The organism is uncultured Dokdonia sp. (assembly GCF_937910895.1).
In the GTDB taxonomy this organism is placed as follows: domain Bacteria; phylum Bacteroidota; class Bacteroidia; order Flavobacteriales; family Flavobacteriaceae; genus Dokdonia.
This window is the reverse complement of record NZ_CALEMI010000140.1, coordinates 39,234-61,263: the sequence shown is the minus strand read 5'-3', so window position 1 is coordinate 61,263 and position 22,030 is coordinate 39,234. Positions and strand designations below refer to the sequence as shown.

The window sequence follows — 22,030 nt, the reverse complement described above, 5'->3', positions numbered from 1 at the left end:
CTTTATCTATAGATAGAGGAGGTCATGGCACGGCAACTACTGGAATTATGTGTGGTAATGGGAGTGGTACCAGCTCTGGAGAGTTTAAAGGGGTAGCTCCTAATGCAAAAATCATTAGTATTAAACTCGTTAATGATTTTTTCCCTCCCTTTGCAGATCAGCCTGGACAGGATAGTTTTTACAACCCTACTTATATTCCCATTGCACTAGAATTTGCAGCACAAAAAATTGAAGAAATAGGCTTGCCCTCCGTGACGCTTATGAATATTGGATCTGTAGGCGGTCCTACTGATGGGACAAGTTCCTTAAGTCAAGTCATTGAAAATTTTATAGCCCAAGGACATCCTTTTGTGAATGGAACTGGAGATGATGGTGGTAATGATAATCATGCATTTAATACTATTAATCAGGGAGAAACATTAGAAATCGAACTACAAAAAGGCGAAGCAGGAAATCTTCGTTTTGACTTGTGGTATGATGAAGCCGATCGTTTTACTGTTAGCATTGAACGCCCTAATGGAACAGTCGAAGGGCCTTTTGCAGCTCCCGCAGGACCTAACGCAGTTGCCGATCAAAACTTAGGAGATATTTTTATAGGACATCGAGGGGCTAATGTTGAGTTTTTTGGAGCGAGCTCTTCTCGACGAGAATTACTCATAGATTTTTCAGGAGTTACAGGAAATTATAAAGTCATTTTAGAAGGAACGGTCATTGCCAGTACAGGTGAGTTTCATGCCACGTTAAACCCTTCCTTATTTGGAAATACAAATCGATTTCTCAATCAAATTGTACCTGGGTTTAATATCAATGACTTAGCGACTGGAGAACATGTGATCACTCCCACAGATTATGTAGTGAATAACTCGTGGACAGATATTAATGGAGTTTTTAGAGATATTACGGGTCAAGGGGAGGACGGAGAACTATGGATAGGCTCTAGTGAAGGCCCTACTCATGATAATCGACTTGGAGTAGATTTTGCAGCACCTGGTGAAGTTTGCTATGGCGCCTATATGCCCAACACCTTTTACGGTAATTTTGAATTTAATATCGTTGAAAATAGCAATGGATTATACGGTATTCAAAATGCGGTAAGTGCAGCAAACCCTCTATCAACAGGTATCATCGCTTTAATGCTAGAAGTGAATCCAAATCTTAGTCCGCAAGAAATCAAAAGTATTCTTCAAAACTCATGTAGAGAAGATGCACAAACGGGTGTGGTACCTAATCCTACTTGGGGATATGGAAAATTAGATGCACTAGCCGTTATAGAAAATACACAAGCAACACTAGGAATAGAAGAAGGAGCAATGACTTCTGTTTTAAAATTTCATCCAAATCCTTCTTCAGGGAAAATAACGATTGATGTGCCAGCAACTAGTGAACACATAACAGTGATACAGCGATCCCTTCTTGGACAAGAAGTCACAAAAAGTTGTTTTGTAAACACCTCTTCTATTCAAATGGATATCATAGGGACTCCTGGAATTTATTTTATAGAAGTCCAATTACCGAATACACGTACTGAGATTTTAAAAATCATAAAAAAATAATAAGAGTTATGAAACATATAAACTATAGTTTAGTAGTACTTTTTTGTATTAGTTTTTCCTCATTACTGGCGCAACAGGCTCAACAAAAAATAGAAATGCGTATTGATTCTATTGGGAATGCAAAAATTAATATGAGTATGACCATGAATGCGCAACAATGGCAACAGTGGACGGGTACTTTAGGAAATAATCCTGCGGCTCTTAAGCGAGAGGTAGAACGAAGCATGCCGAGTTATTTTCTTGACAATTTTAAACTAGAAAAAAATGACATGGATCGATCCTTTAATTTAAGTCTGAACGCTTACGGGGTTTGCGAAATCGATAAGCGTGGCAATTGGATGATAGATGTCGATCAGGAAAATGCACAGCTTACAGAACTTGCTTACAATAAATTTATGTTTGTAAGTAGCCCTCCAGAACTAGGAGGACAGATACAACAGACCTTTTTGGTTACGCTACCAGAAACTGGAAAAAATATTAAAGTAGATAAAGATGCGTATGGGAAGGATATATTTAAATTTTCGATGGATCCTCCTTCTCAAATGGGATTGGGAGGAATCCTAAAATGGGTAGGAATCCTTTTTGTGGTGGTAGGGATAGGTTGGATGCTTAAAATGAAATTAGCATAAAATAGCAGTGTAAGATGCTTAAAAATGATATAGTTTGTATTTTCAAGCCTTTGCATTATCTTTAACAAGTAATGCGGGGGGCTATACAATCAAATCACTTATATCAAGAAGATCTCTTACAGGCTATAAAAGCCAATGACGTTGTCGTACTTAAAAAACTCTACACCGAGAACTTTCCTAAAGTAGCTGCATTTATCCAGAAAAATAATGGCAATAAAGAACAAGCGAAGGATATATTCCAAGAAGCAATGGTGGTGCTTTGGAAAGCTGTAAAAACAGAAAAATTTAAAGCTACTAATGCGACTGCTGTGCAAGGGTATCTCTATATGATTGCTAAAAATAAGTGGACAGACCATCTGCGATCGGCTAGTTATAAGAAAGAAGTGTCTTCAGATGCTGTTATGAATTATGCAGAAATGCAAGAGACACATGGAATAGATGAAGATCATTATGATCAAAAATTACAAAAAGCAAAATTAGCTTTTGCACAATTAGGAACTGAGTGTAAAGAGCTCTTGTCAAAATTTTATTTTAGCAAGAATTCTTTTGAGGAGCTTGCTCAGGATTTAGGTTTGAATATAGCTTCTGTAAAGAATAAGAAATATCGCTGCATGCAACGTTTACGTGCATTGGTAATCCCCCAAAAACAAGAATTATGAGTACGTTGCAAGAAGAATATAATCGTATTGAGAAGTACATCCTCGGGCAATTAGAAACTGCAGATAGAGAAGATTTTGAAGCAAGATTGCAGGCTTCTCCCGAATTACAAACATTGGTAGAAGACCATAAAGTATTATTAGACGCGATAGAAGAGCAATCTCTTATAGAAAACATGGAGCAAATACACCAAGATGTTTTTACAAATTCGTCAGCTTCAGCAACAACTAAAATATTTTCTTTATGGAGCTCTTGGACAAAATATGGGATAGCTGCTTCTGTAGCGATCCTGCTTTTATGGGGCGGGTATACGCTTTCGCGAAAGCAAACAAAAGATCAAAAACTATTTGCTTCTTATTTTACTCCCGATCCTGGATTACCTACCACCATGAGTTCTACAGATAATTTTACTTTTTTTGAAGCTATGGTTTCTTACAAACAAGGGGCTTATGCCGAAGCTATTGCGCAGTGGGAACCTTTACTGAATGAAAAGCCTAAAAATGATACGCTTAATTACTTTGTAGGCGTAGCACATTTAGCAAATAATAATGAAAGTGAAGCGATCACTTTTTTGCAATGGGCAACCGAAAAGGAGAATAGTCAATTTCTATCAGATGCCTATTACTACCTCGGTTTATCCTATTTAAAAAAAGGAAATAAAGAGAATGCCATACATTTCTTTAAACTAAGTAAACACAAAAAGAGTACAGCACTTTTGAGTGAACTGGTAAAATAATGATCCTATGAAAAGTGCAAATACGTATATGAGATTCTTTCTCTTGAGCATAGGGATATTCCTTTTTTGGAATACAACAATCGCCCAACAAAGCTTGACCAGCGTAGTAGATTCATTGGGTAATTATCTCACAGAAGGAAAAACTACTGAGGCAGGAAGGCTTCTTGCCAAAGAAATAGATAGGTATAAAAGTACTCCAGATTCACTATATGCGCTGCCTTACTACGTAGGAAAAATAGCGAGAATAAAAAACTCAGCTGTTGTTGCTCTACATAAAATGGAAGACTTTCTGAAACAATTGGAAGTAGCAGGTGCTAGTGAAAAAACACGGTATCTAGCCAAACTAAGTATGGCTGAATTTTATGATGAAATAGGTGCTTCTGAAAAAGCACTTAAAATTACGGAAGAAGCGCTTACTCATGTGCTCAAATCTCAAGAGGTTACTCAAGAAGAAATAGGGAAGGTAAAATACAATTTAGGCGCAAGTTATCTAACCGCTGGAGATATGCCAAAGGCGAGTACCTGGTTTCGGGAAGCTTTAAAAGACTATACAGGATATGCACAAACTAATAAAAAGAAACTGTCAGATGGCTATAATGCTATGGGGGCTATTATGTGGATGTCTTCAAAGTTAGATAGTGCTGCTTTTTATTACGATAACGCATCAAAAATTATTAAAGAAGCTCCTGGTGATAGCATAGAAAATCTTTATTATGCCACAGTTATCAAATCGAATGTGTCTCTTTTAGAACATTCACAAGGTCACATTCATAATGCTTTGGAGATTCAAGAAGAAGTCATTCGTAATTATGAAAAAGTCATAAGAGGTATAAAAGATCCTGAATTAAAAGGTCGTGCACAACGGTATCAAGCCAGAGCCATTTCCAATTTAGCCACATTTTATAACGAGTTGGGAAATCTCACTCGCGCAAATCAATTAATGCAGTATTCTTATAAGAAGAAAAAAGAATTTCTAGAACCTCTGGATACGGATCTGGGGACGACACTTATAAGAATTGGGCAATCTGAAATATCATTAAGAGCTTTTGATAAAGCGTTACAAAATATACAGCAAGGACTTGCCATATTACAACAAAAAGAAACCTTAAGCCCTTATTGGGAAGCTACAGCATACAACGGCTTGGCAAGTATTTACAATGAGCTAGGCAAGTACGATAGTACTACCTATTTTTACAAGAAAGCAACCCCGCTCTTTGAACAAGCCTTAGGAGAAAACATTGATGCTGAGTATCTGTCCTACTTAGGAAATAAATCCCTATTTGAATCTGAACAAGGGAACTATGAAGAAGCTTTAAAAACAGCACAAAAATCATATACTTATGTACTAGATAACAGTGGAGCAGAAAGTCTGAATGTGACAATACAAATGCTTAATCTATCTAAAATATATATAACATCAGAAGACTATGCTCAAGCTCGTTATTGGAGTGAGAAAGCAGATGCACTTCTTCAGCAAAAAATGCGTTTTGCTTCGTCGGGATTAGACTCTATTAAACTTGATTTTAACCGTCCTTTATTATTGCTATTAAAAACAAAAGCACGTTACAAAAGTCAAGCACAACCCACAGAAGGGGTCTTGCTGGAATTAGTAAAAGACTTGGCGGAAGGAATTGCTATTCTGGAAAGACGCATGGTCATTGCGCTGACGCCGGCAGATGTAGATCAGCTGTTATCTGAATACAGACAAGTTAATGATTTTTTGAAAAGACTCTACTTAGATTTATATCAAAAGACTCAAAAAACAACATATCTCATAGCTTTAATGACTTTGCATGAGTCTGGGATATATAATCGCATTAGGGCTAAACTTAATTATCAAAATGTAGTCGCTATTTCGGGAGTTCCTGAGGAAGTGCTTCTGGAAGAAAAAAATCGAAAGGAAGCTCTTTTGGAGATGTTTTCTGGAGCAGAAATGACGGAATCATTGTCTTATTTTGAAAAAGAAAAACAGTGGCATATATTTCAAGATACGCTTAAGAAACGATATCCCAAGTATTACAAAATGAGATATGAAACCATTCAAATCGAAGCTGATGAGGTGATTCAATCTGTGCCTGAAACAACAAGTGTTGTACGCTACTTTTTTATAGAAAAAGAACTATACGCTTTTGTAATCACCCATGGAAAACAATACTTAATGTCATTAGATTTTAATGACTTGGAGGGTATAATTTCTCAGGTAGTAGACCAGCAGTTTGATGAAGCGATGCTATTGGGTCGTCTGCACACGTTATATAATCGATTGTGGAAACCTATAGCCGATCTGGGGCTTACTAAAGATGTCATTATCATACCAGATGGTTCTTTATATAATTTGAGCTTTGAAATGCTAACCCCTACAAAAGTTGTAAATTATGAAGACTTAGTGACGGCTAGTTTATTAAACGATCATGATATTACCTACAATTTTAGTTTGTTAATGATACAACCTACCTCATCGAGATCATTACAAAATAACTTTATTGCTTTTACCCCAGAATTTACAAAAGGAATGAAGGATGATTATAAGGTAGCGATTGTAGATTCCTTAGATATAGATCAAACCTATTTGACCTTATTATCTCAGCCTTTTAGTGTTGATGTTGCTCAAAATTATAATCGCCTTTTTGACGGAGATCATTTTAAAAATAAGGCAGCAACTAAGCAGTTGTTTATAGAAAATGCAGGAGAACACAAAATTATTCATATTGGAACGCATGCAGAATCCAATAATATACGGCCAGAGTTATCACGATTAATTTTTGCAAAACGTATCACTGATAATCAATTGATGGAAGATAACTCGTTATACACCTATGAAATCTACAACTGTAATCTAACAGCAAATCTAGCCATATTAACCGCATGTGAAACAGGAAAACCCACCTATCAGGCTGGTGAAGGAATGATTTCTTTGGCGCATGCGTTTACATACGCAGGAAGTGAAAGTATTTTAACGAGTCTATGGAAAATAGATGAACAATCTAGCTCGTTGATTGTAGGTTATTTTTATGATAATCTTGAAGAAGGGATGCCTAAACACGTAGCATTAAAAAAAGCAAAACAGCAGTATCTACAAACAGTAGAAGGGAGGTTGTTACAGCCTAACTACTGGGCAGGGTTAGTGCTTATGGGAGATAATACGCCTATTGATATATCACAAGACACTGTTGGTAACACTTTTTGGTATAGCATGTTAGCTATAGTTGTTATAGTGGCTATGTTTTTTCTGCTAAGAAGCAAAAAGAAAAAGGATAGCGTTTAAAAATACACCCTCACAAAAGGTTGCCAAGCCTCAGCATAAATACCATCGTTATTATCAAATAAGACATTATAACGAGCGCCTATCGTCACACCTCCATAACGATAACCCGCACCTAAGAAAAGAGCCGTATTACTTACGTCATCAGTAATATCACCTTGAACGTCTCGAAAGCGTTGCTTTCCAAATAGTTGTTCTAGTTCTGCCGAAAGCTGTATTTCTGGAATTGGATTTGCTAGAAAAATACCACTTATTCCATAAAGTGTAGAAGAAAAATCACCAAATTTCTGATAATTGAAGTTGAGTCCAGGACCGAAAGCGATATATTCGTTATATTGATATATAGCACTAGGAGCCAATGTGATTTGAGTATTATTTCTACCAAAAGAAAGACCGAGTCCACCCCCAAAACGTACGTTCTTCCAGAACTCACTCCCTTGTCTTGGGATAGGGTTTTCTTGAGCAATCACGTTACCTTGAAAGCTGAAAAAAAGAGCAAAAAGGATGAAAATTGAAAGATTTATTTTTAATGTCATAAGACTGTTTGTTAAAATAATCTCATAAATATAGGAATTATATACCCTAAAATGTTAAATATCGTATTTTTGTACACCTATACGCTAGCAAGACATAGATTATAACTAACAATGGATAGATTTTCGTTTCTAAACGCAGCCCATACAGCTTATTTTTCAGAGCTTTACGATCAGTATTTACAAAACCCAGACAGTGTTGAGCCTAGTTGGCGTGCCTTTTTTCAAGGCTTCGACTTTGGAATGGAGAGTAGTGAAGCTGTCTCTAATGAGGTAGGAGGTACCCCAACTATAATTCCTGAAGGATTTAAGAAAGAGTTTGATGTCATACGACTCATTGATGGATATCGTACCAGAGGACATCTCTTTACAAAAACAAATCCTGTACGAGCTCGCCGCAAATACGAGCCTACATTAGAACTTCATAATTTTAATCTTTCAGAGGCAGATTTAGACTTAGAATTTGAAGCAGGATCTGTTTTAGGATTAGGGAAAGTTAGCTTACGCCAAATTGTACAACACCTAGACGCCATCTATTGCGATGCGATTGGGATTGAGTATATGTATATCCGTAAACCTGAAGAACGTGTATGGATTCAAAACTGGTTGAATAAAAATGATAATCATCCTTCTTTTTCTAAAGATGAAAAAAAACATATCCTTCATAAATTAAACCAAGCTGTTTCTTTTGAAACCTTTTTACATTCTAAATATGTAGGACAGAAACGTTTTTCTGTAGAAGGACTAGATGCTTTAATTCCTGGGTTAGATTTTCTTATTGAACGTGGTTCTGAAAAAGGAATTCAGCAATTTGTACTGGGGATGGCTCACCGTGGTCGTTTAAATGTATTGGCTAATATCTTTGGAAAATCACCAGAAGCTATTTTTAGCGAATTTGACGGCAAAGAGTATGACGAAGATGAGATCTTTGATGGAGATGTAAAATACCACATGGGTTGGACCAGCTTTCGCGAAAGCGATAAGGGAAACAGTATCCGCATGGATCTAGCTCCCAATCCGTCTCACTTAGAAACTGTAGGTGCCGTTATTGAAGGAATCTCAAGAGCAAAAATTGATACAAAACTAGAAGGAAACGAAAACGCAATTCTTCCTATATCCATACACGGTGATGCCGCAGTAGCGGGTCAAGGCATTGTATATGAAATTATACAAATGGCACAACTAGATGGATATCGCACAGGCGGAACCATTCATATTGTAGCAAATAACCAAGTTGGATTTACAACAAATTATCTAGACGCAAGATCATCTACGTATTCTACAGATGTAGGTAAAGTGACCTTATCTCCCGTACTTCACGTAAATGGAGATGATGTAGAAGCGGTATGTCACGCCTTTGCCTTTGCATTAGATTTCAGATTGGAATTTGGACGAGACGTATTTGTCGATATTTTAGGATATCGTAAGTATGGGCATAATGAAGGAGATGAGCCTATGTTTACACAACCATTACTTTATAAAGCGATTAAGAAGCATGAAACTCCAAGAGATATTTATGCTGCTCGTTTATTAAGCGAAGGCGTTATAGAAGAGGGCTATGTAAAGGAGCTTGAAAAGGAATATAAAAGCGATCTTGAAGACGATCTGGAAGCTTCTCGTAAAAAAGATAAGACCGTTATTACAGAGATTTTGGCAGATGACTGGAAAGATTATAAACTAGGAACATTAGAAGATATACTCGCTCCCATAGATACCACTTATGATCAAGACAAGTTAAATACGCTTGCAGAAGGAATTACAAAATTACCTGAAGATAGAAAGTTTATACGTAAGATAGAACGTATTATAGCAGATCGTCATGCGCAATACACAGAAAAAAATGAGTTAGACTGGGGTATGGGAGAATTACTCGCCTACGCTAGTTTAATGGAAGAAGGTTTTAATGTTCGTATATCTGGACAGGATGTTGAGCGTGGTACCTTCTCTCACCGTCATGCAATCATAAAAACAGAGGATGATGTAGAAGAGATCAACCTTCACAACAGACTTGGTGTTAAAGGACACATGGATATTTACAATTCCTTACTCTCAGAATATGGAGTGGTTGGATTTGATTATGGATACGCTATGGCAGCGCCAAAAACATTAACCATTTGGGAAGCACAGTTTGGAGATTTTTCAAATGGCGCACAGATCATGCTCGATCAGTATATTTCTGCAGCAGAATCTAAATGGAAAATTCAAAACGGACTCGTAATGCTATTGCCTCACGGATATGAAGGACAAGGGTCAGAACACTCAAGTGCCCGTATGGAGCGCTATTTACAACTCTGCTCTCGTAATAATATGATTATGGCAGATGTGACCACTCCAGCCAACTTTTTTCACTTACTCCGTCGTCAGATGAAGTGGAATTTTAGAAAGCCACTGGTGGTGTTTACTCCTAAATCGCTTTTAAGGCATCCGCTTGTAGTAAGTAGTAAAGAAGAGCTTGCTACAGGAAGTTTTCAAGAAGTGATAGACGATACAACGGTCGATAAAAAGAAAGTAACCTCCCTTGTTTTTTGCACAGGGAAGTTTTACTACGATCTTTTAGAGCGTCGGGAAGAAAACGAAAGAAAAGATGTGGCTTTGGTACGTATAGAACAATTATTCCCACTGCCACAACAACAATTGGAAGAGATCATAGCAAGTTATCCAAATGCAGCAGAGTATGTTTGGGCACAAGAAGAGCCTAGAAATATGGGAGCTTGGGGATATATGCTTATGAATTTTGACCAAGTAAAGCTACGCGTTGCCTCTCGTAAGGTATATAGCTCACCAGCGGCAGGAAGTAGCACACGATCAAAAGCAAGACATCAAAAAGTAATTGACAGTGTTTTTGAAACACCAGAAGCATAATAAATTCCCGCGAAGGCGGGAATCTCATGAAAGTGTGAATCTCATGAAAATGGAAATTTTATCAAAGTGAGAATCACGTAAACACGAGCATTCTACGTAAGTAGAATCTCAAGCAGATAAGAATCCCATGCAAGTGGGAATCAAGAAATAAGAATAACAGTTTCGATACGGTGGATGAGATTTCCGCCTACGCGGAAAAAAATGAATAAGAGTACGCTTCTGCCTGCCGTAGGCAGGTTCGCGAAAGCAAAAAACAGCATAATAAGAAACAACTATGGTTTTAGAAATGAAAGTCCCGTCACCGGGAGAATCCATCACTGAAGTAGAAATTGCACAATGGCTTGTTGAAGACGGCGATTATGTAGAAAAAGACCAAGCAATTGCTGAGGTAGATAGTGATAAGGCAACATTAGAGCTTCCAGCAGAAGAAAGTGGTATAATTACCCTGAAAGCAGAAGAAGGAGATGCCGTAGCCATAGGTGCCGTAGTTTGTCTGATAGACACTTCTGCCGAAGCACCAGCCACAACCACCTACGAAGGAGGAGACGAAGGTGGAGGCGATGCCAATGTAGAGAAAGAACTCAGCAAGGAGCAAGCTAAAACTCCTAAAACTGGGGAAAAAGCTCCTGCTGAAACTGAAAAAACGTATGCCTCTGGAACACCAAGTCCAGCAGCAAAAAAGATTTTAGACGAAAAAGGAATGACGTCAAGTCAAGTGTCTGGTTCTGGTCGCGATGGTCGCATAACCAAAGAAGATGCGGTACAAGCAACACCTTCTATGGGTACACCTGGTCCTGATGCTAGAGGAACAAGTCGTACAAAACTATCGATGCTACGTCGTAAAGTAGCAGAGCGTCTTGTAGAAGCAAAAAACACAACAGCGATGCTTACGACCTTTAACGAGGTAAATATGCAGCCTATTTTTGACCTTCGTAATGAGTATAAAGAAGACTTTAAAGCAAAGCACGGCGTTGGTTTAGGATTTATGTCCTTCTTCACACTAGCCGTGGTACGTGCATTAGAAATGTATCCTGCAGTAAACAGTATGATTGATGGAAAGGAAATGTTGACGTTTGATTATAAGGATATTTCTATCGCTGTTTCTGGACCTAAAGGTTTAATGGTACCTGTAATTCGTAATGCAGAAAATCTTTCCTTTAGAGGAGTAGAAAGCGAAGTAAAACGTTTAGCTATACGTGCGCGTGATGGACAAATTACAGTAGATGAGATGACAGGAGGAACATTTACCATCTCTAACGGAGGTGTATTTGGGTCTATGTTATCTACGCCAATTATCAACCCACCACAATCAGGTATTTTAGGGATGCATAACATTGTAGAGCGAGCTGTTGTCATAGACGGAGGTATCGTAGTAGCTCCTATTATGTACGTAGCACTATCGTATGATCATCGTATTATTGATGGTAAAGAATCTGTAGGATTCCTTGTTGCCGTGAAAGAAGCATTAGAAGACCCTATTAATTTATTAATGAATGGAGATGTAAAGAAAGCATTAGAAATGTAATTTTTATAATAGATTTCACAAAAAAAAACCGAGCTAATTAGCTCGGTTTTTTTTGTGAAATGGTTTTGTGATCCACCAATCAATACGTCATTTTAAGGTGAGTGTTCTTAGTTGTTAGGAGCACCCAATTATTGTAGGATTACTTTTTTAGTAATGGTATTAGTTTGGGTAGTGATCTGCATAAAATACATCCCTTTTGTAAGATTTTTTACCTTGATTCTGTACATCGCTCACATCCCAGTTACCCGTGTCTTGATTCATGAAGGTGGTGCTCTTAAACATTTGAGACATATCAGTAACCAGCGATAAATCTGGCGTGTCTGACGCATTTATAACGAGATTCGTACATCCATAGAAAGCTCTTGCCATCCAATCCCATACTAGATTTCCCCAATTTTCTACAGAAAGGATTTTCTCACGATCCCCTCCATTATTGAAAAATATTCTTGGAAACGTTCCAGAAATAGTCACCGTATAAGTTCCTGTTGTGGAGTATTATGTGTGATTAAGCTAATCAAGTTTATGTCAGGCACAGACATATCACCCCAACCTATCGTGTAGTTACGTCCTACAGAGGGTATGGTAATCTGGTTATCATTAGAGATGCCAGAATTATCGGTTTTCCAATTATTTACAAAATCTTGTGCTTTTGTGTGTTGTGCAAAAAGTAAAAAGATTAATTCTTTACACTATCTTTTTTGGTCTCCTTTTTAGTATTTTTTTTGCCAAATAAACCATCCAAAAGTCCGCCTGTCACATCTTTAATCACGTCATCTACTTTGGGTTTTGGTGTCTCTGTAGTGGTTGAAGTACTGTCTTTAGGTGTGTCTTTCCCACCACCTATAAGATCTCCAAGAATATCTGAAATTTGGCTTGTGCCTTCCTCTATCAATCGGTTTTTCTGAATCTCTATAATCTGATTCGTCAAGTCTGTAACCGCAGATTTTAAATTCAGTTGTACGTCAGGCTTCGTAAAATTTCCCGAAAGGGTAATAGGCACATGCGCCGATAGATTTTCTTTTTCTTTTGCCGTAAGTTTAGCTAGTAATTTACTGACATCACCACCCAAATAAGACGCTGGAATATCAAGCTTTAAATCATAGGCTATTTGGTTGTCAAAACTGTGACCACCACTCACATTAACGTCAATATCTTTTACATTGATTGTAAACGGATTCACATTGACTTTTCCATCCTTAAATGTAAGCGCCGCTTTAAGATTATCCAGATTTACTTTGTCAAAATCTATAAAATCCAAACGTTCATCAAGTTGAGAAAGCAACGGCGTAGTAGACGCATTTACATTGGCTGTAATAATTTCTGCAAACGCATTTCCATCTATAGAACTGAGGATAGGCGCAAAGTTTTCATCCAACTGCCCTTTCAGATTGATCTTTGTATTGAGAGAGCCTTGTAAGGCCTTGGCGATAGGCGCTAGTTGCTTTAAGAGTTGTATGTTTTGGAAAGATTGATCGATGTTAATTTTACTTAAATCAAGTACCATATCAAAAATAGGAACTCCTGTTTTTGTAGATACATTTCCAGAAATACCAGCCGTCCCTCCAAAAATACCAGAGCTTACATTGCTTAACAATGCTTTTTCATCTTCAATGGCTACCGTGCCCTTTACATCTGTAAGTTCCAGATCATCATAAATAACTTTACGCGCATTAAAAGTTAAAGAAGCATCTAAGAAATCTGGAATTTTTATCGCCGTTTCTTTCGTGGTTACAGGTACACTTGAAGAACTTTTACTTGTTGGCTTCTGCACCGTTTCTGTTACAGAAAAATCATTCAGGTCAAACACCTGTGAATCTACATTAAACCGACCTTTAAGGTCTTCTTTAGACATCAAAAAAGGGATGAGGTTTTCTATAGTCCCCGTTGCTTTGATATCGGTATTGCCACTTTTTCCTTCAAAATTAGTCAGTTGGATGGTGCCTGGTTGAAAGGTAAGTGCGGCATTTTGTATAGCAACAGGTTTAGGAAGCGCTTCCCCTTCATATTTGAAGTCAGAGAGTTGTGCGTTACCGCTGCTTTTAATACGCTGGTATTGCTGTTTATCGACCGCATCCATATCAAAAGAAGTAGTCATATCGGCAATGAGTTTTCCTTCTAACGTCGTTTCAAGATTAAGCGGATATACTTTTTCAATATTGGCAAGATCCAGCGTTCCTTTAATCGCAAGATTAACAAGCATATTGGTGGTGAGATTGCGCAGTTTCCCATTTGCAGAAAACACATCGTCATCAATCTTAAAATTTAGCGAATTGATATTGACGTACGTATCGTCAGCCAATCCAGAATCATTCTTAATTTTTACATCAATATTGATGTTATTCATCTGCTTCGGTAAATCGGGATATTTAAAAGAAGCATTGTTAGAGACAATCGCAATATCTAACATAGGGATGGTCGTTTCGGTAGCTTGTCCATTTATTTTTCCGCTTACGCGAAAATCGCCACCGGTTTGAACCCCATCAAGATTACTTGCATATTCCTTTGGGATGATTGCCAGAAAGTTTTTAAAATCTGCCGAAGGGGTCTCAAAAGAAAGATCCATTGCGGTTCCTTCTTCTATTAACTGTACATATCCGTCAAATTGTAGAGGAAGGTCATGAATAATTGCTTTATTTTCTAAGAACGTATATTTCTGATTTTCCAAATCAAGCTGAATATCTGCTAATAAATCAATAGCAGCCTCATCAAGATAATTAATTCCGTCAAATTCAAAAGAGACGAGCGCCTTTGTTTCAGTTTTTAACGTACTTTGATCGACACTAAAATCACCATTACCCTCATGATTCATTTCGGTTATATGCAAATAGGTTTTAGTGCTTTCATCTAGATAATGAATCGTGGCATTGTTGAGTTCATAATGCTGTAAGTCAAACGTAAAAGGTGTGGATGTTGTGTTTTCTTTCGCGACAGCGGGATCAGAAGAAGTATCTTTTGCAATATCATAATTTGTATTGCCTAGCGAGTCTACTTTTATAGTAATGATCGCATCATCTAGTCGAAGCGCATCTACTTTTATGGGATCGTCACCTGCATTTTTAAAAAGTTGTTTTACACCCATTGCGATGCGGAGTTCTTTCCCATACGCAAGGGTGTCCCCTTGAAACGGTGCATTGTTGACCACGCTAAAATCATTAAGCGTTACCGTAGCATCTGGAAAGTTTTTGAAAAGACTAATGTCTAATGCTTCCCAAGTAACTTGTGCGTTCACATTATTATTAATTGTCTTTTTAAGTAAATCTTCTAGTTTCCCTCTAAAGAGAAATGGAGAAGCGACCAAAAGCAGCACGACAACTAAAAGGATGATTCCAATGATTTTTAAAATGCGTTTCATTCGTTTGAATTTTATATGTTTTAAGCATGTGTGTAAATTTAAAATTTCTACACATGTTATATGATTGTTTTATTAGTATACGTCCAGTTGGAGTTCTTCGCCTTCGGCGAGGTTAAATCTTTTTCGGAACAGATATACACCTAGATATAATAAGGGCGTATCAAAGGCTGCGACAATGATTTTAAAAAGCACTCCTGAGATGAGTAAGGTTCCAAAAATATCCCAAGGGATAATCTCAAAGGAACACAACAATAACAATACCGAAGCGGTATCTACAAATTGAGAAATAAACGTTGAGAAGTTGTTACGTAACCATAGATGTTTTCCCTTGGTTAGTTTTTTCCAGAAATGGTAAATATAAATATCTACATACTGCGCAAGTAAATAGGCAGTCATACTAGCAAATACGGCAAGTGCTGTAGCGCCAAATACTTTTGTAAATAATGCATCGTTCACGGGAGATGTTGCTATGGCAGGGACAGCATTTGCTGTGTACACAATAAGTAACGAAAACAACGAAGCAAAAATACCCGTGGTCACCATTTGATTTGCCTTTTTTCTTCCGTAGATCTCACTCACAAGATCGGTGATTAAAAAGGTAATAGGATAGGGAAGGATCCCTACAGAGATTTCAAAGTTGAACCATCCAAAGGGATTCCAACTAAAAAATTTCTGAAAAATAAGATTAGAAACGACTAGGGCGCATATAAAGAGCGCTCCCAGCGTAAAATAAATCCTATAGGCAAATTGTATGTCTTTATTGGAACGTCTAGGTATCGCTTGATTCATATTCTTGATAACTTCAAGCCCAAAATTAAAGCATTATGAGAATCTTTTACTTAATTTGTTCATAAATGTTAACGCACTAAGTCATCTTGCACACCATCTATTTATCATTAGGAAGTAATCAGGGGAATACCTACGAAAACCTTAGTAAAGCAATAGAACTATTATTTGCTCAGGTAGGTAGGATCAGTAAAATATCTCCAGTATATCAAAGTCCTGCATTGGGTTTTGAGGGACCAGACTTTCATAATTGTGTGATACGGATCCATACTCATATTTCTTCAGCAAAGCTTTTAAAGAAAATACTAGAGATAGAAATGGCTATGGGGCGTACGCGAGAAGAAGGTGTAGGCTATCAATCTCGTCCTATAGACATTGATATTTTGTTGTATGATGATGCAATTATTGACACCGCAATACTTCGAGTTCCACATCCGCGTATGTGCGAGCGCCGATTTGTATTACAACCACTAGCAGATATTGCAGGGGATGTAGAACACCCTATAGAAGTTGATCCCGCAGGAGTTGATGCTGAGTGTCACACTGAGCCTGTCGAAGTGCATGGTCGAACTGCAAAAACATACTTAGCATTATTAGAAACCTGCGCAGATGAGAGTGTGATCACCAAACAACCGAAGTGGTTGAAGAACCCCAAGGATGATCTGTCTCTAGGCAGTTACAATTATATCGTTATTGAAGGAAATATAGGCGCAGGAAAGACGAGTCTGGTGGAGATGATCTCACAGGAGTTTAATGCCAAACCGATCCTTGAACGTTACAAAGACAATCCTTTTTTACCTAAGTTTTATAAAGAACCAGAACGGTATGCGTTTCCGTTAGAAATGTCTTTTCTAGCAGATCGGTATCAGCAATTACTAGATGATATAGGACAATATGATCTCTTTAAAGATTTTATGATTGCCGACTATGATCGGTATAAATCCCTCATTTTTTCCAAAGTAACACTACAAGAAGAAGAATATGTGTTGTATAAAAGGTTACACGAAATGATGTATCGCGATATGCCACAACCCGATTTGTATGTGTACTTATATCAGAATACAGAACGTCTGTTGAAAAATATTAAAAAACGAGGACGTAGTTATGAAAAAGATATCGATGCGAATTATCTCGAAAAAATCAATCAAGGGTATCTAGATTTTATCAAATCCCAACACCAGCTTAATGTGAAAATTATAGATATTTCTGATCTTGATTTTGTTAAAAATCGAGAAGATTATTTGAAGGTGGTGAGCGAGTTTTAAAAATATAGTTCGGGTATTATACGCTTTCGTGAATCTGCCTAGAGGGCAGGTAGGAGCATACTATGGATCAATCAAATTTTAATAACCTTATATCTATGAGAATGTTATTTAGTATAGTAGGTATGGTGCTGAGTACTTCTATATATGCTCAAACCTATGATCTCCCTCCTCATCCTGAATCTGGAAAATGTTACGTACGATGTTTGCCTAAGGAAAATAAAAAGCCAACTTGGGATAAAATTGATTGTGCATTAATTAGCTTTCAAAAGCTAGAAGTTACCATTGAAAACACAGACCAAGCATTTTCAAAAAAGGATGCAAAAATCATTGATAAGAAATTAGTCCCATACATTAAAAAAGGGTATAGATTACAAATACGAAGTCATTACGTATCTAGTGCGGCAGATAGTATCAATGTTAAGATCTCTTCACAACGGGCAATTGCTGTGGGAAATTATCTAGTAGAAAGAGGAATGAACCCAGAGTTGCTTTTTATTAATTCGTTAGGCAGTTTAAAGGTTAAAAAGATTGAACTAGAATATAGAGTGGTAAATGTGAGTTTGGAGTGATGCGCATTTGATAGGTGTCACCAGTTCAATACAGATATTTATTCTTTATACGCTTTCGCGAAAGCGAACTATGAAACAATCAATTGTATTAAATGGTTCTCCTAATCAAAGTGTGTTTCTATGCTTTGAATGCCTGCAATATCCTTATTTAAGTACTTAATGCTAACTTTAGGAGGAATTGAAATTTCGATGCATATTTCATTAAAAACGAGTTGGTCTGTTGATAGTTTATCTTGAAACTCATTCGTCATAAGGAGTGATTTAAGAATCATTTTAAACATTTTCGGTCACTATATTCTTCAAGAAGGTTGTCTATTTCTTTTTGGTTAACTTCTTTAAACCGACTTACATGAATCTCGACAGAAGGAGGGATGGATATTCCTACAATAAGCCTATTTGTGCGAAATCCAGCTTTTTCTATCAGAGGTAAAATATCAAAAACTTCTTTGACATAATTAATAAACTTATTCTTAGTAGTAGTTCCAATGCCACTTAATTTAGAAAAACCACTTTTAAGCTGATTTACTAATTGGTCAGTACTGTCTGTAATGCTTTGAGTTGTCTTTTTTACTAAGGATTTTTCTTTCATAAAATAGAGAATGTATTTATGTGGTATATTTAAACAAGTAAAGGGAATTTTTAAAAACAACGAATATCGCGTTAGCTTTTTTGTTTATTATTTTATACTTCCAGCTTCAGACTTCGCACTCTAAATTCCAACCTTGTACTTCCAAACTACCATCCTAGATAGATGAGTAACGGAAAGTTTACTTCTTTTTGTAAAGGGAAAAATTACAAAAAGCTGTAAACAACCACCTCCATATTCGGCTAATATTGTTTGTGATTTTTGACTTCCAACTTCCAGGATCGTACTTCCCACTTCCACACACTACCATCCTCCAGAAGCACCGCCTCCTCCGAAGCCTCCGCCGCCGAAACCGCCGCCAAAGCCACCACCTCCAGAACTTCCGCCTCCAAAGCTGCCACCTCCACCAAAGCCACCACGTCCCATATTACTGAGAATGATAACATCAAGTAAAGAGCCAGCCTTACTACGTCTACCACCATTGCGACCACCGCCACGATGATTATTTCTACTTAAGATAATAAGAATGACAATAAAGAATATAAACATAAGTATAGGGCGAATAGGCAACGAGTTGTTATCCTCGCGAGTACCTGTAAAGTTTCCTTCGAGACGCGCAATCATCTCACTAGTTGCTTGATCAAGACCACCATAAAAATCTCCCTTTTTAAAAGCAGGAACGATGACTCTATTAATAATACGTTCGGCATCACGATCGGAGATAATAGACTCTATCCCATAGCCTGTATTGATATCTACTTTTCGATCATCTTTGGCTACAATAATGAGAATTCCATTGTCTTCATTGGCTTGCCCAATTCCCCATTTTTGTCCCCATTTAGCACCAAGCAAAGAGATATCTTCCCCTTTTGTAGAGGCGATAATAGCCACGACTATCTGTGTTGAGGTTGTATCACTATAGCGAATTAATTTCTGCTCCAATGATTTTTGTTGGTATGAGTTAAGCAACCCTATATCATCATATACCGCCGTTTGCTGAATGTTTTTTCCAGGTTTCGGAGGAATGTCAAATTGTGCGTGCGCGACACTATTACCTAAAAAAATAAGTAGTAACAGGATGTGTATACCGTAATGTACGCTTTCGCGAACCTGCCTAGCCGGTAGATAGGAGCAGAAATAGATACGTTTATGTATGGATAGCGTATATTTCATTAACTGGTCGTAATCTCGTTAGAAAGTTCGTTATGATCTCCATGTTTCCAAGGGAAGTAAGCGCTTAGTCGTTCTCCAGCATGTTGAACGCCTTCTATAATACCTTCTTTAAAACGACCTTTCTTAAAATGAGCACTCATAGTATCTCTTGTAGTTTCCCAAAAGTTGGCAGGCACTTTTCTATGTATCCCGTGATCTCCACATATCGCAAATGTGTGATCATCTACAGCAATGTAAATAAGGACGCCATTTTCTTCTTTGGTATTGTCCATTTTAAGAATATGGAAGATTTCTTTGGCACGTGCCAAAGGATCTAGATCCGTATGCCGTTCTAAGTGAACCCTTATTTCGCCAGAGGTGGTGCTTTCGGCGCTACGAATTGCCTCAACAATTTCTTGTTCCTCTGTTTGCGTGAGGAAATCTTCTACAGTAGATACCATTAGTTACTGAAATCAAATTCTACTTCAGGTGCTTTTTCAGAGCCTTCGTTAGCTTTGAAATAGTCAATTTCAGAAAATTTACCAACAAACATATTGATGATGTTGTTTGGAAATTTTTGAATGTGTTTATTGAATGGTCTTGCAGCTTCGTTAAATCGATTACGCTCTACATTAATGCGATTCTCAGTACGCTCTAATTCATTGATAAGTTCCTTAAAATTCTCATTTGCTTTTAGATCTGGATAGCGTTCAAAAACAGCTAGTAATCTTGATAAGGCAGATGTAAGTCCTTGTTGCGCCTGCTGAAATTGCTGCAGTTGCTCTGGTGTAATATTAGAAGGATCTATTTGTATAGACGTTGCTTTTGAGCGTGCTTCTGTTACTTTTAGTAATGTTTCTTGTTCAAATTGTGCATACCCTTTTGCGGTGTTTACAATATTTGGAATCAAATCTGCACGACGCTGATAACTGCTCTCTACATTCCCCCATTGGGCTGTAGCATTTTCCTTTAGATCTATAGAGGTGTTGTAAAATCCTGGACCTACTATAAATCCAATAATTGCTATCACTGCTACTATCACGATAATAACGATTAATCCTTTTTTCATATCTGGTTAGTTTGAGTTTGTTGGTTTTTGTTACACGATCTCTGTAGTTAATTACAGCGGTAGTGCAAGTTAAGAAAATCTTCTAATAGTATTTAGAATGTAAAATCAGATAAAAGTATTTGAATACAACATAAACAAATGAATCATCTTATTCTATGTTTTGGTGGGTGCTGACTAAAGATTTTTCTTTAATTCTAGCAACTGTGCTTTTACATTTTCTAGCTTTCTGATAATGTCAAAATTACTGAGAGTTTCTTTTTTATCTTCTTTAAGATGTGTTTTTGCACCCTCTAAGGTAAAGCCACGTTCTTTCACAAGATGATAAATCAATTCAAGATTCTTGATGTCCTGCGGTGTAAACTTACGATTCCCTTTGGCATTTTTTTTGGGCTGTAACACATCAAATTCCTTTTCCCAAAATCGGATCAAAGAATTATTCACACCAAATGCCTTAGAGACTTCTCCAATGCTATAGTATAATTTTTCTGGAAGATCTACGTGCATAGAAGTTAATCTAAAGATTGATTTTCTTGTAGTGATTGCTTCAATAATTCATCAAACTCTGCTGGAGAAAGTTTGCCATAATAAAAATGGATTGGGTTGATACGCTCTCCATCTTTAAAAATCTCATAATGTAAATGAGGTGCTTCAGAGCGTCCTGTACTTCCTACATATCCAATAAGATCCCCACGCGTAACTTTTTGCCCTTTGCGCACGTTGTAAGCACTCAAGTGAGCGTATAAACTCTCATATCCATAACCATGGGTAATTCGGATATGTTTTCCATACCCAGAAGCTGTTGCATCTGCACGGGATATTGTCCCATCACCTGTGGCATACACAGGAGTACCCCTCGGAGCGGTGAAGTCCATACCCCAGTGTTTTTTACGTGCTTTGGTAAACGGATCTGTACGATATCCATAACCAGAAGCCATACGTGTTAAGTCTTCATTACTTACAGGTTGTATGGCAGGAATCGCAGCGAGTAATTTCTCTTTGTCTGCCGAGAGTCGTGCAATCTCATCTAGCGATTTGGATTGAATATCCAGTTGCTTTGTAATTTGATCAATACGCTTATGACTTTCAGTAATCATCGCCGAATTGTCAAACCCTTTTAAATTATCATAACGGTTTACACCGCCAAAACCTGCTTTACGCACTTCGTTAGGAATGGGATTGGCATCTAGTAAAATTCGATAAATCTCATTATCGCGTTGTTGTATGTTCTCCAAAACGTCGCTCGCAAGATCCATTTTAGAATTTAAAATAGATAGTTGCAATGTAAGATTTGCATTCTCACGTTCCAGTCTACGTTCTTTAGGCGTATCGATCCCAGAATTAAAAACAGTAATTAATATAATCAGCCCCATAAGAGTCGCCGCTGTAAAAAACAACAGGACAAACCCTAGCGTACGCCCCTTTTTACGCTCTACCTTACGGTAAGAAAGTGTATCGCTATCGTAGTAATATTTTACCTTAGACATAAGTTAAAAT

The 22,030-nt window shown here is 37.4% G+C and carries 20 protein-coding genes; 9 read left to right on the top strand and 11 right to left on the bottom strand.

What is annotated here, in order from left to right; genetic code table 11:
• The 5 genes from Q0505_RS16700 to Q0505_RS16680 form a co-directional block, all read left to right on the top strand.
• The coding region (locus Q0505_RS16700) for a S8 family serine peptidase (RefSeq protein WP_299215340.1) at positions 1-1,553 on the top strand (1,553 nt) is incomplete at its 5' end.
• An 8-nt stretch (positions 1,554-1,561) separates the two neighbouring features.
• The gene (locus Q0505_RS16695; RefSeq protein ID WP_299215338.1) at positions 1,562-2,182 is read left to right on the top strand and encodes a hypothetical protein; all 621 of its coding nucleotides are present in this window, start codon (positions 1,562-1,564) and stop codon (positions 2,180-2,182) included.
• A gap of 71 nt (positions 2,183-2,253) precedes the next feature.
• Positions 2,254-2,841, top strand: a complete 588-nt coding sequence (locus tag Q0505_RS16690; protein ID WP_299215336.1) for a sigma-70 family RNA polymerase sigma factor — start codon at positions 2,254-2,256, stop codon at positions 2,839-2,841.
• Positions 2,838-3,575 carry a tetratricopeptide repeat protein gene (locus Q0505_RS16685; RefSeq protein WP_299215334.1) on the top strand — a complete coding sequence of 246 codons (738 nt, stop codon included), beginning with the start codon at positions 2,838-2,840 and terminating at the stop codon, positions 3,573-3,575. The genes Q0505_RS16690 and Q0505_RS16685 overlap by 4 nt, the downstream gene beginning before the upstream one ends.
• 7 nt (positions 3,576-3,582) lie before the next feature.
• The gene (locus Q0505_RS16680) at positions 3,583-6,840 is read left to right on the top strand and encodes a CHAT domain-containing tetratricopeptide repeat protein (RefSeq protein WP_299215332.1); all 3,258 of its coding nucleotides are present in this window, start codon (positions 3,583-3,585) and stop codon (positions 6,838-6,840) included.
• Here Q0505_RS16680 and Q0505_RS16675 read toward each other — a convergent pair.
• The gene (locus Q0505_RS16675; RefSeq protein WP_299215330.1) at positions 6,837-7,373 is read right to left on the bottom strand and encodes a hypothetical protein; all 537 of its coding nucleotides are present in this window, start codon (positions 7,371-7,373) and stop codon (positions 6,837-6,839) included. The genes Q0505_RS16680 and Q0505_RS16675 overlap by 4 nt on opposite strands.
• A gap of 111 nt (positions 7,374-7,484) precedes the next feature.
• On the opposite strand from Q0505_RS16675, the gene Q0505_RS16670 reads away from it, so the two are divergent.
• A complete protein-coding gene (locus tag Q0505_RS16670; RefSeq protein ID WP_299215328.1) occupies positions 7,485-10,232 on the top strand; it encodes a 2-oxoglutarate dehydrogenase E1 component in 2,748 nt (915 codons plus the stop codon).
• A gap of 274 nt (positions 10,233-10,506) precedes the next feature.
• Positions 10,507-11,757, top strand: coding sequence for a 2-oxoglutarate dehydrogenase complex dihydrolipoyllysine-residue succinyltransferase (gene odhB, locus Q0505_RS16665; RefSeq protein WP_299215326.1), 1,251 nt, complete (start codon positions 10,507-10,509; stop codon positions 11,755-11,757).
• Positions 11,758-11,885: 128 nt separating this feature from the next.
• Here odhB and Q0505_RS21460 read toward each other — a convergent pair whose 3' ends face one another.
• From Q0505_RS21460 to Q0505_RS16650, 4 genes are all read right to left on the bottom strand, one after another.
• Entirely contained in the window at positions 11,886-11,939 is a 54-nt protein-coding gene (locus tag Q0505_RS21460) for a hypothetical protein (RefSeq protein WP_366519435.1), read from the bottom strand.
• On the bottom strand, positions 11,917-12,228 hold the full coding sequence (locus Q0505_RS16660) for a BspA family leucine-rich repeat surface protein (protein ID WP_299215324.1): 312 nt from the start codon (positions 12,226-12,228) through the stop codon (positions 11,917-11,919). Before Q0505_RS16660 ends, Q0505_RS21460 begins: the two co-directional genes overlap by 23 nt.
• A gap of 205 nt (positions 12,229-12,433) precedes the next feature.
• Positions 12,434-15,109: an AsmA-like C-terminal region-containing protein gene (locus tag Q0505_RS16655; RefSeq protein ID WP_299215322.1), complete on the bottom strand. Its 2,676-nt coding sequence runs from the start codon at positions 15,107-15,109 to the stop codon at positions 12,434-12,436.
• A gap of 72 nt (positions 15,110-15,181) precedes the next feature.
• Positions 15,182-15,898, bottom strand: coding sequence for a queuosine precursor transporter (locus Q0505_RS16650; protein WP_299215320.1), 717 nt, complete (start codon positions 15,896-15,898; stop codon positions 15,182-15,184).
• Positions 15,899-15,984: 86 nt separating this feature from the next.
• Here Q0505_RS16650 and folK point away from each other — a divergent pair, with 86 nt between their 5' ends.
• Positions 15,985-17,160, top strand: a complete 1,176-nt coding sequence (gene folK / locus Q0505_RS16645; RefSeq protein ID WP_299215318.1) for a 2-amino-4-hydroxy-6-hydroxymethyldihydropteridine diphosphokinase — start codon at positions 15,985-15,987, stop codon at positions 17,158-17,160.
• A 95-nt stretch (positions 17,161-17,255) separates the two neighbouring features.
• A complete protein-coding gene (locus Q0505_RS16640; protein WP_299215317.1) occupies positions 17,256-17,729 on the top strand; it encodes an OmpA family protein in 474 nt (157 codons plus the stop codon).
• Positions 17,730-17,997: 268 nt separating this feature from the next.
• On the opposite strand, the gene Q0505_RS16635 is transcribed toward Q0505_RS16640, so the two are convergent.
• From Q0505_RS16635 to Q0505_RS16610, 6 genes are all read right to left on the bottom strand, one after another.
• Positions 17,998-18,318 (bottom strand): hypothetical protein, encoded by a 321-nt coding sequence (locus Q0505_RS16635; protein ID WP_299215315.1) that lies wholly within the window; start codon positions 18,316-18,318, stop codon positions 17,998-18,000.
• A gap of 300 nt (positions 18,319-18,618) precedes the next feature.
• Entirely contained in the window at positions 18,619-19,488 is an 870-nt protein-coding gene (locus Q0505_RS16630) for a YgcG family protein (protein WP_299215313.1), read from the bottom strand.
• Complete coding sequence (locus tag Q0505_RS16625; protein ID WP_299215311.1) at positions 19,488-19,928, bottom strand: TPM domain-containing protein; 441 nt, start codon at positions 19,926-19,928, stop codon at positions 19,488-19,490. Before Q0505_RS16625 ends, Q0505_RS16630 begins: the two co-directional genes overlap by 1 nt.
• A complete protein-coding gene (locus tag Q0505_RS16620) occupies positions 19,928-20,536 on the bottom strand; it encodes a LemA family protein (protein ID WP_299215309.1) in 609 nt (202 codons plus the stop codon). The genes Q0505_RS16625 and Q0505_RS16620 overlap by 1 nt, the downstream gene beginning before the upstream one ends.
• Positions 20,537-20,710: 174 nt before the next feature.
• The gene (locus Q0505_RS16615; RefSeq protein WP_299215307.1) at positions 20,711-21,040 is read right to left on the bottom strand and encodes a MerR family transcriptional regulator; all 330 of its coding nucleotides are present in this window, start codon (positions 21,038-21,040) and stop codon (positions 20,711-20,713) included.
• Positions 21,041-21,045: 5 nt separating this feature from the next.
• Positions 21,046-22,020 carry a M23 family metallopeptidase gene (locus Q0505_RS16610; protein ID WP_299215305.1) on the bottom strand — a complete coding sequence of 325 codons (975 nt, stop codon included), beginning with the start codon at positions 22,018-22,020 and terminating at the stop codon, positions 21,046-21,048.
• Between the last annotated feature and the right edge of the window lie 10 nt (positions 22,021-22,030).